Source organism: Nonomuraea wenchangensis (assembly GCF_900111685.1).
Taxonomy (GTDB): Bacteria; Actinomycetota; Actinomycetes; order Streptosporangiales; family Streptosporangiaceae; genus Nonomuraea; species Nonomuraea wenchangensis.
In genome coordinates this window covers 24969-38203 of the sequence record NZ_FOHX01000003.1, presented here as the reverse complement: position 1 = coordinate 38203, position 13235 = coordinate 24969, and the positions used below count along the sequence as shown (strand labels likewise).

Annotated in this window: 14 protein-coding genes and 1 pseudogene; 9 read left to right on the top strand and 6 right to left on the bottom strand. The window is 72.6% G+C overall.

Features of this window, described 5'->3' with window-relative positions; all coding sequences use genetic code 11:
- Positions 1-27: 27 nt before the first annotated feature.
- On the top strand, positions 28-1038 hold the full coding sequence (locus tag BMW85_RS08495) for a LacI family DNA-binding transcriptional regulator (RefSeq protein WP_091079086.1): 1011 nt from the start codon (positions 28-30) through the stop codon (positions 1036-1038).
- A gap of 50 nt (positions 1039-1088) precedes the next feature.
- Entirely contained in the window at positions 1089-1811 is a 723-nt protein-coding gene (locus BMW85_RS08490; RefSeq protein ID WP_218155714.1) for a maleylpyruvate isomerase N-terminal domain-containing protein, read from the top strand.
- Here the strand turns inward: BMW85_RS08490 and BMW85_RS08485 are convergent.
- Together BMW85_RS08485 and BMW85_RS08480 are read right to left on the bottom strand one after the other, a co-directional pair.
- Positions 1792-2601 carry an alpha/beta fold hydrolase gene (locus tag BMW85_RS08485; protein WP_091079082.1) on the bottom strand — a complete coding sequence of 270 codons (810 nt, stop codon included), beginning with the start codon at positions 2599-2601 and terminating at the stop codon, positions 1792-1794. The genes BMW85_RS08490 and BMW85_RS08485 overlap by 20 nt on opposite strands.
- A gap of 50 nt (positions 2602-2651) precedes the next feature.
- Positions 2652-3092 carry a MarR family winged helix-turn-helix transcriptional regulator gene (locus BMW85_RS08480; RefSeq protein ID WP_245774694.1) on the bottom strand — a complete coding sequence of 147 codons (441 nt, stop codon included), beginning with the start codon at positions 3090-3092 and terminating at the stop codon, positions 2652-2654.
- Positions 3093-3134: 42 nt separating this feature from the next.
- Between BMW85_RS08480 and BMW85_RS08475 the strand changes: the two genes are divergently transcribed.
- Both BMW85_RS08475 and BMW85_RS08470 read left to right on the top strand, forming a co-directional pair.
- Positions 3135-3482, top strand: coding sequence for a nucleotide pyrophosphohydrolase (locus BMW85_RS08475; protein WP_091079079.1), 348 nt, complete (start codon positions 3135-3137; stop codon positions 3480-3482).
- Positions 3483-3534: 52 nt separating this feature from the next.
- The gene (locus BMW85_RS08470; protein ID WP_091079076.1) at positions 3535-6726 is read left to right on the top strand and encodes an AfsR/SARP family transcriptional regulator; all 3192 of its coding nucleotides are present in this window, start codon (positions 3535-3537) and stop codon (positions 6724-6726) included.
- Positions 6727-6729: 3 nt separating this feature from the next.
- On the opposite strand, the gene BMW85_RS08465 is transcribed toward BMW85_RS08470, so the two are convergent.
- Entirely contained in the window at positions 6730-7224 is a 495-nt protein-coding gene (locus tag BMW85_RS08465) for an SRPBCC family protein (protein WP_091079074.1), read from the bottom strand.
- Between the two features lie 106 nt (positions 7225-7330).
- On the opposite strand from BMW85_RS08465, the gene BMW85_RS08460 reads away from it, so the two are divergent.
- The 3 genes from BMW85_RS08460 to BMW85_RS08450 are packed head-to-tail and all read left to right on the top strand — an operon-like array spanning position 7331 to position 10323.
- Complete coding sequence (locus BMW85_RS08460; RefSeq protein ID WP_091079071.1) at positions 7331-8551, top strand: metal-dependent hydrolase family protein; 1221 nt, start codon at positions 7331-7333, stop codon at positions 8549-8551.
- Between the two features lie 26 nt (positions 8552-8577).
- Positions 8578-9621: an alpha/beta hydrolase gene (locus BMW85_RS08455; RefSeq protein ID WP_091079070.1), complete on the top strand. Its 1044-nt coding sequence runs from the start codon at positions 8578-8580 to the stop codon at positions 9619-9621.
- 9 nt (positions 9622-9630) lie between these two features.
- Complete coding sequence (locus BMW85_RS08450) at positions 9631-10323, top strand: helix-turn-helix domain-containing protein (protein WP_245774693.1); 693 nt, start codon at positions 9631-9633, stop codon at positions 10321-10323.
- Here BMW85_RS08450 and BMW85_RS08445 read toward each other — a convergent pair.
- Positions 10307-10762, bottom strand: a pseudogene (locus BMW85_RS08445) (alpha-ketoglutarate-dependent dioxygenase AlkB family protein); the annotation flags it as partial. The gene BMW85_RS08450 and the pseudogene BMW85_RS08445 sit on opposite strands and share 17 nt — an antisense overlap.
- Before the next feature lie 33 nt (positions 10763-10795).
- On the opposite strand from BMW85_RS08445, the gene BMW85_RS08440 reads away from it, so the two are divergent.
- Together BMW85_RS08440 and BMW85_RS08435 are read left to right on the top strand one after the other, a co-directional pair.
- Positions 10796-11038: a hypothetical protein gene (locus BMW85_RS08440; RefSeq protein WP_177240548.1), complete on the top strand. Its 243-nt coding sequence runs from the start codon at positions 10796-10798 to the stop codon at positions 11036-11038.
- A 104-nt stretch (positions 11039-11142) separates the two neighbouring features.
- Positions 11143-12126: a DUF2637 domain-containing protein gene (locus tag BMW85_RS08435; RefSeq protein WP_091079062.1), complete on the top strand. Its 984-nt coding sequence runs from the start codon at positions 11143-11145 to the stop codon at positions 12124-12126.
- Between the two features lie 58 nt (positions 12127-12184).
- Here BMW85_RS08435 and BMW85_RS08430 read toward each other — a convergent pair whose 3' ends face one another.
- Positions 12185-12403, bottom strand: coding sequence for a DUF397 domain-containing protein (locus tag BMW85_RS08430; protein WP_091079059.1), 219 nt, complete (start codon positions 12401-12403; stop codon positions 12185-12187).
- Positions 12396-13220: a helix-turn-helix domain-containing protein gene (locus tag BMW85_RS08425; protein WP_177240552.1), complete on the bottom strand. Its 825-nt coding sequence runs from the start codon at positions 13218-13220 to the stop codon at positions 12396-12398. The genes BMW85_RS08430 and BMW85_RS08425 overlap by 8 nt, the downstream gene beginning before the upstream one ends.
- Positions 13221-13235: the final 15 nt, after the last annotated feature.

Genomic DNA, 13235 nt, shown 5'->3' with positions numbered 1-13235 from the left:
CCGAAACTTTCGGATACACTCCCGATCGTGTCAGCGAAGAGGCGGGTCACGATCGCACTGATCGCGGAAGAGGCGGGGGTCTCCATCCCCACGGTCTCCAAGGTCATCAACGGGCGCCCTGAAGTAGCCCCTGCCACCCGCCACAAGGTGGAGCGGCTGCTCCAGGAGCGCGGCTACCAGCGCCGCGTGAGCCAGGACGACACCCCGGCCGGACTGATCGACCTGGTGTTCGCCGAGATCGAGTCGCCGTGGGCGATGGAGATCGTCCGAGGCGCGGAGAGCGCGGCCCGCGAGGCGGGGGCCGGCGTCGTCATCTCGGTCCTGCACACCCACGCCGGGCCCGGCCGTGACTGGCTCGAACGCCTGGCCGCCCGGCGCACCGACGGGGTGGTGATCGTCGCCTCCCGGCTGTCCACCGGCATCCAGGCGCAGCTCGGCGCCCGCTCGCTGCCGTTCGCGGTGGTGGACCCCGAGGGCGAGCCCGCGCCCGGCGTGATCTCGGTCGGCGCCACCAACTGGAACGGCGGCCTGGCCGCCACCCGCCACCTGCTGGAGCTGGGCCACCGCAGGATCGGCATGATCAGCGGCCCCGCCGACATGCTCTGCAGCCAGGCCCGCATCGACGGCTACCGCGCCGCGCTGGAGACGGCCGGCGTCCCGCTCGTGCCCGAGCTGGTCCGCCGGGGCACCTTCCTCGTCGACTCCGGCCACGACGAGGGTCACGCCCTGCTCGACCTGGCCGACCCGCCGACGGCGATCTTCGCGGGCAGCGACCTGATGGCCTTCGGCGTCTTCGAGGCCGCCCGGCAGCGCGGGCTACGGGTGCCCGAGGACCTGAGCGTGGTCGGCTTCGACGACCTGCCGCTCTCCAAGTCCGCCTGGCCGCCGCTGACCACCGTACGCCAGCCGTTGCAGGAGATGGCCGCGCTGGCGACGCGCACGGTGCTGGCCATGGGCCGCGGCGAGGTCCCGGAGACCAAGCGCGTGGAGCTCGCCACCGAGCTCATCGTCCGCGAGAGCACCGCCCGCCACCCGTAGCCCCCGTGCTTGGATGGGGTGTGCTCAATTCTGCTCGTTACCTGACATTGTTGGAGGAGGACCACCGGCGGCTGCGTGCGGCCGGGGCCGCCGATCCGGCGGCGTCCGTGCCGTCCTGTCCGGGGTGGACGCTCGCCGACCTGGTCGATCACGTGGGCGAGGTCTATCTGCACAAGGCGGAGACCATGCGTCTCGGGGCCTGGCCGGAGCCGTGGCCGCCGGAGCCGGACCCCGAGGGCCCGCTGCACCGCCTCGACCGGGCCTATGCGGCGTTGTGCGCTGAGTTCGCCGCCCGCGAGCCCGGGGAGGCCGCGCTCACCTGGTACGACCCGGACCAGACGGTCGGGTTCTGGGTCCGCAGGATGGCGCTGGAGACCGTGGTGCACCGGATCGACGCCGAGCTGGCGGCCGGGACGCCCGTCACGCCGGTGGCCGACGACCTCGCCGCCGACGGCATCGACGAGATCCTGACGGTGATGCTGGCCTTCGCGACCACCACCTGGGCGGACGAGTTCGGTGACGGGCTCGCCGAGGCCGACGGGCGGCCGGTCTCGATCGCGGCGGGGGAGGAGCGCTGGCTGGTGCGCGCCACGCCCGCCGGGGTGGAGGTGGCGCGGGGCGAGCGCGCGAGCGGGGCCGCGTCGGTCGCGGGAACGCCGCAGGACGTCCTGCTCTGGCTGTGGGGGCGGCAGGACGGGGCGGCGCTGACCTTCGGCGGCGACGACGCGCTGGTGGAGCGGCTGCGGCGGCTGCTCAAGGAGTCGACCCAATAACTTCGCGGAGGCGGGCCGCGTAGGCGCGGGGGTGGCTGAGGTTGCCGTTGTGGCCGCCGGGGAACACCGCGAGCGGCACGCCGGTGAGCGCCGCGAGCCGGTCGGCGCATTGACGGTCGAAGACGGCGGCCGGGGTCCGCTCGCCGGCCGCCGGGACCACCGGCACGAGGCAGGCGGCGGGGTCGTCGGGGCCGGGGTCGTCGATGACGGCCTGGAAGTCGTGCCGGATGAAGAAGTCGAAGCCGGCCTCGCGCTCGGCCGTCATGGGGAACGCGGTCAGGCCGGGCTCGGCGTCGCCGCCGGGCGTGATGCCGAGCACGCGGGTCACCTCTTTGAGCGCGGTGGGCAGGTCGGTGGCGAGGTAGAGGTCGCGGATCGCGGCCAGCTCGGCGCGGTGGTGGTCGCGGTCGGGCTCGGGGAGCAGCCACGGGGAGACGGGCTCGTGCGCGATGAGCAGGCTGAGCTGCCCGGGGTGGTCGGCGGCCAGGTGCAGCCCGATGGAGGCGCCGAGGCTCTGGCCGAGCATGACGACGGGCTCGTCCGTGAGGTGGGCGAGCAGGTGGTGGACGTCGCCGGCGTGCTCCCTGACGCTCACGGTCGTGTCGGGGACCGTGCTGCGGCCGAGGCCGCGGCGGTCGTAGGTGACCACGGTGCGGGACTCGGCGAGGTGGCCGACGAGGTCCGCGGTGCGGCCGGCGTCGCCCTCGCCGCTCTGTGAGATCAGCAGGAGGGGGCCGGCGCCGCGGAGCTCGTAGTGGAGGGAGCCGCCGGGGACGGTGAGATTGGGCATGGCGAAGACATTAATCCATCAAAACTGATACATCAAGCTTGATGGATTGTTCAGCGGCGGAGACCGGGGAGCAGGCGGTCGGCCAGCCTCTCCAGGGTCTCGACGGTCTCGCGGACGTGCTCGCGGTCGTCCGTGCCCAGGGCGGCGGCGAGGGCGTCGTCCACCGGGGTGTCACGGACGCGGGTCACCCGGTCCGACGTCTCCGGGGCCTCGCGGATGATCGTCCGGCGGCGGTCCCTCGGGTCGGTGTCGGCGAGGACCGCCCCCGCCGTACGCAGCCGGGCCACGGCCGCCGACACCGCGCTCTGCGGCAGGCCGGTGCGGGCGGCGATCTCCCCGACCGTGGTGCCGGGATGGCCGCGCAGGTCGCTGACCACGATCAGCACCGTGCGCACGCTCGTCGAGTGCTCGCCGATGCCCTCGACCGGCATCGCCTCCTCGCCGATCTTCATCAGCGCGCGGCCCAGCAGGAACAACTCGACGCCATTCACAGTGAGCAACCTACCGGCCGGAAATGGATAAGGTCGTGCGGCGTGACGACGGACCTGGAGGACCTGGCCGCCCGCCTGCGCGCGTTCGCCCGCGCCCGCGACTGGGAGCAGTTCCACACGCCGAAGAACCTGGCGATGGCGCTGGCCGGCGAGGTGGGGGAGCTGGTGGCCGAGTTCCAGTGGCTCACCGCCGCCGAGTCCGCCGACCCCGGCCCCGAGGCGCTGGCCCGCATGCGCACCGAGCTGGGGGACGTGACCCTCTACCTGGTGCGGCTCGCCGACGTGCTGGGCGTCGACCTGCTGGCGGCGGCCACGGACAAGCTGGCCGACAACGAGCGCCGCTACGACGCCGACCGCTACCGCGGCTCGGCCCGCAAAGCCCCGCCGTGAGGGACGCCCGCGACCTTCTCGCCGGTACGAACCCCCGCATAGGCTGTCGAACATGCGTTTCGGAGTGCTGGGGCCGCTGGCCGTGTGGACCGACGCCGGCGAGGCCGTGACGATCCCCGGACTCAAGGTGCGGGCGCTGCTCGTGGACCTGCTCGTCCACGAGGGCCACCCGGTCTCGGTGGACCGGCTGGTCGACGACCTGTGGGGCGAGGAGCCGCCGGGCAACCCGGCCGCCGCGCTCCAGGTCCGGGTGTCCCAGCTCCGCAAGGCGCTGGAGGACGCCGAGGCGGGCGGCAAGAACCTGGTGGTCTCGCGCGCCCCCGGCTACCTGCTGCGGCCCGACCCCGGGGCGGTGGACGCCGGGCGGTTCGCGGAGCTGCTGGCGCGGGCCGAGGCCGCGGGCAGCCCGCGGACCAGGGCCGCGCTGCTGGGGGAGGCGCTGGCGCTGTGGCGCGGCCCGGCGTACGCGGACTTCGCCGACGAGGAGCACACCCGCGCCGCGATCCTGCGCCTGGAGGAGCAGCGGCTGTCGGCGCTGGAGCAGCACGCCGAGGCCCGGCTGGAGCTGGGCGAGCACGCGCTGCTGGTGGGCGAGCTCGGCGACCTCGTGACCCGCCATCCGCTCAGGGAGCGGCTGCGGGCGGTGCACATGCGGGCGCTGTACCGGGCCGGCCGCCAGAGCGAGGCCCTCGCCGGCTACGCCGACCTGCGCGAACGGCTGGCCGACGAGCTCGGCCTCGATCCCGGGCCCGAGCTCGTGGCGCTGCACCAGGCGATACTCGGCCAGGACCCGGCGCTCAGCCTCCCGGCCGGCCGCCCGCTGACGAACCTGCCCGCCGCCGTCAGCAGACTGATCGGCCGCGACGAGGCACTGACCGAGGTGTGCGGCCTGGTCGGGGAGGAGCGGCTGGTCACGCTCACCGGCAGCGGCGGCGTCGGCAAGACCCGGCTGGCGCTGGCCGCGGCCGACCGGCTCCTCGACGGCTTCGCCGACGGCGCCTGGCTGGTCGAGCTGGACCAGGCCGTACAGACCGGGTTGCACCGTACGGGCCGGGACGCGAACGCGGCGGGCGGGGCGGCGGCGCCGCGGACGCCCGCCGAGGCCGTCATGGCCGCGCTGGACATCAGGGAGGACGCGGACTCCGCCGACGTGGCCGGGCAGCTCGCCGAGGCGCTGCGGCACCGCGACGCCCTGCTCGTCCTCGACAACTGCGAGCACGTCGTGGCGGAGGTCGCCGAGCTGACCGAGCTGCTCCTGCGCTCCTGCCCCGGCCTGCGGGTGCTCGCCACCAGCAGGGAGCCCCTGTCCGTGGCCGGCGAGGTGCTGTGGAGCGTCCCCCCGCTGGAGGTGCCGGCGAGCACCGACCTCGGCGCGATGGCCCGCTCGGACGCGGTCCGGCTGTTCGTGACCCGCGCCGCCGCCTCCGCGCGCGGCTTCGCCCTCGACGCGGGCAACGCCCAGGCGATCGCGCAGCTCTGCCGCCGCCTCGACGGCATCCCGCTGGCGCTGGAGCTGGCCGCGACCCGGGTGCGCGCGCTCGGCGTGCACGGGGTGGCGTCCCGGCTGGACGACCGGTTCCGGCTGCTCGCCTCCGGATCGCGCGGCGCGCCGGCCCGCCAGCAGACGCTGACCGCGGTCATCGACTGGAGCTGGGACCTGCTCGCCGAGGACGAGCGGCGGGTGCTGCGCCGCCTGGCGGTGCACGCCGAGGGCTGCACCCTGGAGGCCGCCGAGGCCGTGTCGGCCGACGGCGGTCCCGCGCTCGACGTGCTCGACCTGCTGCCCCGGCTGGTGGACCGCTCGCTCGTGGTCGTCGCCCACTCCCCGGCGGGGACGCGCTACCGGCTGCTGGAGTCGGTGGCGGCGTACTGCCTGGCCAGGCTGGAGGAGGCGGGCGAGCTCGACGACGTCCGCCGCGCCCACCTGCGCCACTACCTGGCGCTCGCCGAGGAGTCCGAGCCCGGCCTGTACGGCCACGAGCAGCGCGACCGGCTGCTGCGCCTCGACGCCGAGGCCGCCAACCTGCGCGCCGCCCTGGACACCGCCGTCGGCACCGGGGACGCCGCGAGCGCGGCGCGGCTGGTGAACGCCCTGGCCTGGTACTGGTTCCTGCGCGGCCGGCTGGCCGAGGGCCGGCGCTCGCTGACCGCCGCCCTGTCGGTGCCGGGCCCCGACTCCCCGGAACGGGCGCGGGCCGCCGCCTGGCACGCCGGGTTCGCCATGATGCTGGGCGAGCAAGTCGCCTGGCGGCCGGTGCTCGCCGCCGTCGCCGATCCTGGGCAGCGGGCGAGGGCCGAGCTGTTCGTCGGCATGCACGTCAGGGACATGCCGACCGGCCAAGAGCTCAACGAGCGGGCGCTGGCCGCCTTCCGCGCCGTCGGCGACCGGTGGGGCGAGGCGGCGTCCCTCGCCTGCCAGGCCAGGGACGCCTTCACCCGGCGCGACCACGAGGCGCTCGACCGCTGCGCCGGCGAGAGCGTACGGATCTTCACCTCCCTGGGCGACCGCTGGGGCCTGCTGCGCGCCACGGAGTGGCTGGCCTCGGCCGCCGAGATGAGCCGCGACGCCGAGCGCGCGAACCGGCTCTTCGGCGAGGGCCTGCGGATGGCCGAGGACCTCGGCCTGTGGCCGGAGGTCGCCACCCACACCGCCTGGCTCGGCTGGGTCGCCCTGGAGAGCGGCGCGTACGAGCGCGCCATGGAGCTGTGCGAGCGCGCCAGGAAGATGGCCGCCGACCAGGGCTACCGGGAGGGCGAGAGCATGGGCGAGATGGGCCTCGCCTTCGCCGCCCGCCGCGCCGGCCACCTCGACCTGGCCGAGCGGCACCTGCTCCGGCTCCTGGAGGGCGTGCCGCGCGACCCCGACGTCGAGCCGGCCCTGCACGTGGCCGACGTGCTCACCGAGCTGGGCCACGTACGCGAGTCGCGCGGCGACCCGGCCGCCGCCCTGGCGCTGCACGAGGAGGCCATCGTCGCGGCGCTCAGGATCGGCGACCCCCGGACCGTGATCTGGGCCGTGGTCGGCGCGGCCTCCGCCTGCGGGGCGAGCAGCCGGGCGGCGCGGCTCCTGGGGCTGGCGGCGGCCACCAGGGAACGGCTCAGCCTGCCCGCCGGCCCGGCGGAGCAGGAGGAGTACGACCGCATCGCGGCACGGGTGCGCGACGGCATCGGCGCGGAGGCGTACGCCGCCGCCCACGCCGACGGCGCGGCCCGCAAGCTCGACGAGGTCCACGACCTGCTGTGACGCTCACCCCTGCGGGACCCGCTCGACCTGCTCGACCTGCTCGACGTGCTCGACGTGCTCGACGTGTTCGGCCAGGCGGTCGAAGAACTCGACCCAGCCCGCCTTCGCCTGCTCGGCGTGCTCGGGGGCGGTGTTGACGCCGTACTGGTGGAAGCGCATCTCGGTGCGGTCGCCGGTCGCCGCGAGGTCCACGGTCACCACCGAAGCCGGGCCGTCGCCGGGGGCGTCGGGGTCGCCGGTCGTGAACACCAGCCGGCCCGGCGCGCGCACCTCGCGGTAGCGGCCGTCCAGCGTCACCTCGAACCCCTCCTCGCCGACCAGCGTGGCCCGCCAGACCCCGCCGGGCACCGCGTCCAGGGTGATCCGGCCGAGCGGCGTGGCCATCCCGCGCGGCCCGAACCACCGAGAGAAGCGCTCCGGGTCGGTCCAGGCGTCCCAGACGCGGTGGCGCGGGGCGGCGAAGTGGCGGGTGATCGTGTACTCGGCGGTCTGCGACATCGGATCCTCCTGGCGCGGGTTCGTGGGCGGAACACCTTCACGGTCGCGCGCCCCCCTTACGAACGCCTTCCTGTGCCCTTAAGACCCGTTGTGGCACCCTTGGGGCATGCGCATCCTTCGCGCCGCGCAGGTGCTCACCGGCCGCCCCGGAGAGGTGATCCCGTACGGCGAGGTGGCCGTGGACGGCGACATGATCGCCTTCGCGGGGCCGCGCGGCGGCGCCGGCGAGCCGGGCGACGCCGACGAGGTCGTCGACCTGCCCGGCTGCACCCTGCTGCCGGGGCTCATCGACGCGCACGTGCACCTGGGCTTCGACGACAAGGTCGACCCGGTGACCAGGCAGAGCCCCGAGAGCGACCGCCACCTGCTGCTGCGCATGGCCGAGAACGCCCGCAAACTCGTCTCCGCCGGCGTCACCACCGCCCGCGACCTCGGCGCGCGCGGCTTCCTCGACCTGGCCCTGCGCGACGCGATCGAGGAGGGGCTGGCCGTCGGCCCCCACCTGATCGCCGCGACCCGGCCCATCACGCCCACCGGCGGCCACTGCTGGTACATGGGCGGCGAGGCCGACGACCTGCCCGCCATCCGCCGCGTGGCCAGGGAGAACCTGCGCGCCGGCGCCGACTGCCTCAAGATCATGGCCTCCGGCGGCCAGATGACGCCGAGCGCGGCGCCGAGCTGGGTCCAGCAGTACTCCACCGAGGAGATCCGCGCGGTCGTGGAGGAGGCCGGTGCGCGCGGCAAGGGCGTCGCCGCGCACGCCCACGCGCACGCGGCCATCCGCAGCGCGGTCGAGGCCGGGGTGGCCACGATCGAGCACTGCTCGTTCTTCACCCCCTCCGGCCACCGTTACGACCCTGAGCTGGCCGACGTGGTCGCGGAGAGCGGCACGTACGTGTGCCCCACCCTGCACGGCGTCTACTGGCGGCTGCGCGACACGCTCGGCCCCGAGATGCTCGACGACTGGCTGCACGGGATCGTCGCCCTGCGGGACGCCGGGGTGCGCCTCATCGCCGGCACCGACTCCGGCTTCGCCGCCGCGGGCGTCGGCAACCGCACCGACGGCTACGTGGCGGGGCTGGAGGTGTTCGCGGGCGCCGGATTCGGCAACGCCGAGGTGATCGAGCTGGCCACCGCGCGGGCCGCCGACGCCTGCGGGGTCGGCGCGGTGACCGGGACCGTCGAGACCGGCAAACGGGCCGACCTGATCGCGGTACGCGGCGACCCGCTCCGCCGCATCTCCGACCTGCGCGAGCTCGTGCTCGTCCTGGTCGCGGGACGGGCCGTCACGCAGACCGGCGTCGACACGGTCACCTCCTCCCTCTGAGCCCTCGTTCCTTGTAAGGAGCCCGCATGCTGCCCTGGTCCGCCGAGCTGGCCGGCCGTCTCGACCACCGCGTGATCGACAGCGCGCTGCTGCGCGGCAACCCGCTGGGCGACCCGCACGAGCGGCCGCTGCTGGTGTACGTGCCGCCGGGCTACGACGACGAGCCCCGCCGCCGCTACCCCTCCCTGTACGTGCTGCTCGGCTACACCGGCCACGTCGCCATGTGGCTCAACAGGGCGCCGTTCCGCCGGCCGTTCCCCGAGCTGGCCGACGCCATGTTCGCCGCGGGGGAGGCGCCGCCCGCGATCGTCGTCTACGTCGACGCCTGGACCGCGCTCGGCGGCAGCCAGTACCTCGACTCGCCCGCCACCGGCCGCTACCACTCGTACCTGTGCGAGGAGGTCGTCCCCTGGGTGGACGCCAACTACCGCACCCTCCCCGGCCGCGACCACCGGGCGGTCACCGGCAAGTCCAGCGGCGGCTACGGCGCCATGGTGACCGCCATGCTCGCCCCGCACGTCTTCGGCGCGCTGGCCACCCACGCCGGGGACGCGCTGTTCGAGGTCAGCATGCGGCACGCGTTCCCGGGGCTGGCGCGGCGGCTGCGCGACATGTACGGCGGCTCCTACGACGCCTTCCTCGCCGACTTCCGCTCCCGGCTGGCCGGGACGCGGGAGGGCGACCTGGAGCTGCTGGAGATGTACGCCTACGCGGCGGCGTACTCGGCCGACGAGGACGGCACGGTGCGGCTGCCGTTCGACGACACCGGGGCGACCGTGCCGGAGGTGTGGCGGCGCTGGCTGGCGCGCGACCCGGTGGTCATGGCGGGCGAGCCCCGCTACGCCGAGGCGCTGCGCTCGATGCGCGGCATCTGGGTGGACGCCGGGCACCGGGACGAGTACTTCCTGGACTTCGCCGCGGTCGCGTTCCGCCGGGCGGTGGCGGCGGCGGGCGTGCCGGACGAGCGGGTCCGCTTCGAGCTGTTCGACGCCGGGCACGGCGGCATCGAGTACCGTTACCCGCTCGCCCTGGCGTGGCTTGCCCGGCGGCTGTCGGAGCGGAACGGCTAGGCTGCCCGCGTGGACAATGCGGAATTGAAGGACCAGGTACGCGAACTCCGTGCTCAGGGCCGTTCTCCCAAGGAGATCGCCCGCGCGCTCAAGGTGCCGCCGTCCGTCGTGGCGCCGCTGGTGAGGGAGATCGCCGCGGAGACCACGGCCGGTGGCGGCACCTCCGAGCTGGTCGGATGCTGGATCAACGTCGGCTGGAGCGCCGGCCTCGGCGTGGACCCCGCGCTCGGCTGGAGCGACGAGGCGCCGGAGTCCGGCGCCGACGGCATGGTGTGCGTGCTCGTCGCCCGCCGCCACTCCTGGGACCGCATGGAGGTCTCCGGCTACCTCGCCGACGTGTTCTGCCTCGGCGTGCGCAACGCCATCGGCCCGCAGATCATGGACGACCGGGAGCTGGCGCGCTTCCGCGAGTACTTCTTCGGCGAGTACGCGGGCTGGCAGGAGGCGCCGTACGAGCTGGCCAGGCACCTGGTGCTCGGCTCCGTCGACCACGCCCGCACGCTCGGGTTCGAGCCGCACGAGGACTTCGGGCCGGTCGCCGACGCGCTCGGCAAGTGGGAGGGCGGCTCGGCGATCACGTTCGGCCGCGACGGCAGGCCGTTCTACCTGGAGCAGCCGGGCGACGACGCGAACAAGGTGCTGCGGACGCTGCGCCGCACCCTCTCCGACGACGACTTCGACTACGTCACCGGAGGCCGGTGACCCTCAGCGTGAGGTTGAGGCGGCCGGCGGCGAGCCCGGTGGCCGGGTCGCCGGTGCCGGGATAGATCTTCGGCACCCCGTGGTAGGCGAGCCGCGACGGCCCGCCGAACACGAACAGGTCGCCGGAGGCCAGCTCCACGTCCGTGTACGGCCGGCCGCGCGTCTCGGTGTTGCCGAACCTGAACAGGCACGTGTCGCCGATGCTCAGCGAGACCACCGGGGCGGGCGACCGCTCGTCCTTGTCCTGGTGCATGCCCATCCGGGCCTCGGCGTCGTAGAAGTTGACCAGGGCCGTGTCGGGCTCGTAGTCGTCGGCCGGGCGGCCGTACGCCTCGGCGACCGCGCGGCGGCCCAGGTCGGCGAGCCAGCCGGGGAAGTCGGCGACCTTGCGGCCGTTGACGTCGTGGGCCAGGCGCGTGTAGCGGTAGGGCTGCCAGTGCAAGGTGCACCAAAAGACACACAAGGAGGCTACATGCCGACCGATCCCGTGTCCACGTCCCTGACTGGCGATGACGACCGCTTCACCTTCGGCCTCGTGTCCGAGGTCATCGACCTCCTGGAGCGACATGGCTACCAGCGACCAACCGAGGAGCACGCGCGCAATCTGGCCACCGGCCGGACGCTCGGAGCGCTCCTCGACCTCGTCAGGGTCTTCGAGGGACGTCAGGACTCGCTCGGCCGTCCGGCGCTGGAGGGCGGCGCTACTATTTTCTGATCTTGGTGTGTAACCATGGAGGTACAACAAAAAACGGGCCCGACCAGCGCAGCAACGCCGATCGAGCCCTAGCCCATCTGCCTGACTAGACCAGGAAGTGGACCATGAACCAGTCTATCGTTTCCCCGATCAACCGTCGTAGCGACCTGATCGGAGCAACCGCCACGTCCGAGGCTCCCCGTGAGCTGACCAAGGGCGAGAAGGTGGCCGTCATCTCGGTCGGCCTCGTCGTCCTGGCGCTCGGCATCCTCGGCTTCGTCAACAGCTTCGCCGCAGTCAAGCTGGCCGCCGTACCCTACTTCGGTGGCCTGGCCTGGACGCTGCCCATCGGCGTGGACCTGGCCATCGGAGCCTTCTCCGCCGTGGAGATCCTCCTCGCGCGCCTCGGCATGCGGCTGTCGATCCTCAAGCTCGTCCCCTGGACGCTGACGGCAGTGACCGTCTACCTGAACGTCGCCGGAGAGACCAACCTCTTCGGGATCATCGCTCACGCGGTACTGCCCGGCCTGTGGGTCATGGCCGTCGAAGTCATCGCCTACGCCGTCCGTCGCAGGTACAAGCTGTCGCAGGCCAAGAACATGGAGGCCATCCGGCTTTCCCGCTGGATCCTCTCGCCGATCTCCACGTTCTTCCTGTGGCGTCGGTCCGTCCTCTGGGAGACCCGCTCCTACGAGGCCGCTCTCCGGCGTGAGCGTGACCGCGCCTACGCCAAGGCCGACCTCCAGGAGCGCTACGGCCGGATGTGGCGTCTCAAGGCCACCCGCCGTGAGCGTGTCGAGTACAAGCTTGGCGAGCTCGTCCCGACCGAGCTGATCTCGGCCGTCGAGGAGGAGACCGAGGAGCAGATTCTTCCCGAGTACACCGAAACGAAGAACGGCAAGCGTGCCAAGGCTGCGCCCACGATCGAGGAGCTCGTCCCTGTTGGTCTGGAGGTTGCCGAGGAGCTGGCCAAGGACGGTCAGAAGCTCACCCGGAACAACCTGATCGAGCGCATGCGCGAGCGTGGTACCGGCCTCTCGACCAACCGGGCCAACGACCTGCTCAACCGCCTCAAGCAGGAATTCGGGACGGTACAGGCCGCCGCCTGATTAACACAGCAAGAAACCCCCTGGCCGGCTCTGGTCGGGGGGTTTCCTGTTTTCGGGACTAGAAGTCGAACTCGCCCTTCTTGGCCCCGTCAACCCACGCCCGAAAAACAGATCCACGGACCACGTACGGAGCCTGCTCAGGGCTCTCGGTGTCACGGATACCGACACGGTCACCGCTCAGCGGAGCGACCTCGATGCAGTCGCCACCGTTGGCACCAGACGCTGTGGCCTTACGCCACGCAGCCGTCTTCAGCTCGTCCGCCAGTTCGTCATTCACCTTGGTACTCCTCCAACTTCCTGTGTAGCGCGCCCATCGTCTCGTCCACCGGCCTGGCATAGGCCCTGATGACGTCGAATCTGAGACTAACCCTCCTCACCCGATCCTCGCGATCTGTTACTTCTCCATCAGCCGCGTTGTCCAAGTACACGGTGTCAGGACCCTGCGACTGGTGAGCAATGACGAATCCGCCGAGAAGCCCAACGCTCGGTACTGACGACATCCGGACGAGCTGAATCGTGATGGATGGCGAGTCGGAGACCTTGATCAGGCGCTCGATCTGCTCGCGCATCACGGACGGGCCGCCGATCGGGCGGTCAAGAACGGATTCGTCGATCACTGCCACGTACAGCGGCGGCTCTGGTCGGTCGAAGATGGTCTGCCGAGCGATTCGAGCCTCGGTGGCATCGTCAACGGTTGCGTCACCGACGCTCGGCTCACCGCGCAGGACAGCGCGTGCGTAGGCCCTTGTCTGAAGCAGTCCAGGGACGACGAGCGGTTGCCATGTGCGCAGGTTATGGGCGTTGGACTCAATTTTCGGCCACTCACGAAACCACGTCGGACCTGATTTGAGGACAAGAGGAAGAAGCCTGGCTAGCGATTGATCAGTTATTCCGAGTCGCTTCTCCACATCCTCTGTGAACTTCCAGGACGGGTTGCGTTTGGCGTTCTCGATCTGGCTGACCAGGGATTTGCTGACGTGGCAGAAGTCGGCGAGCTGCTCCTGAGTGATGCCCTTTTCCTCCCGTAACCGGCGCAATTCTGACCCATATAGCGCGAGTGGGCTCGCTGCCGGATCGATCACGCTTCCTGTCATGGGCTCACCTCCCTC

Bases quoted from the DNA above. Each gene is read 5' to 3' on its own strand.
- BMW85_RS08485 (WP_091079082.1), bottom strand. From the start codon at position 2,601: ATGCCCAATCTCACCGTCCCCGGCGGCTCCCTCCACTACGAGCTCCGC.
- BMW85_RS08470 (WP_091079076.1), top strand. From the start codon at position 3,535: ATGCGTTTCGGAGTGCTGGGGCCGCTGGCCGTGTGGACCGACGCCGGC.
- BMW85_RS08465 (WP_091079074.1), bottom strand. From the start codon at position 7,224: ATGTCGCAGACCGCCGAGTACACGATCACCCGCCACTTCGCCGCCCCG.
- BMW85_RS08460 (WP_091079071.1), top strand. From the start codon at position 7,331: ATGCGCATCCTTCGCGCCGCGCAGGTGCTCACCGGCCGCCCCGGAGAG.
- BMW85_RS08455 (WP_091079070.1), top strand. From the start codon at position 8,578: ATGCTGCCCTGGTCCGCCGAGCTGGCCGGCCGTCTCGACCACCGCGTG.
- BMW85_RS08440 (WP_177240548.1), top strand. From the start codon at position 10,796: ATGCCGACCGATCCCGTGTCCACGTCCCTGACTGGCGATGACGACCGC.
- BMW85_RS08435 (WP_091079062.1), top strand. From the start codon at position 11,143: ATGAACCAGTCTATCGTTTCCCCGATCAACCGTCGTAGCGACCTGATC.
- BMW85_RS08425 (WP_177240552.1), bottom strand. From the start codon at position 13,220: ATGACAGGAAGCGTGATCGATCCGGCAGCGAGCCCACTCGCGCTATAT.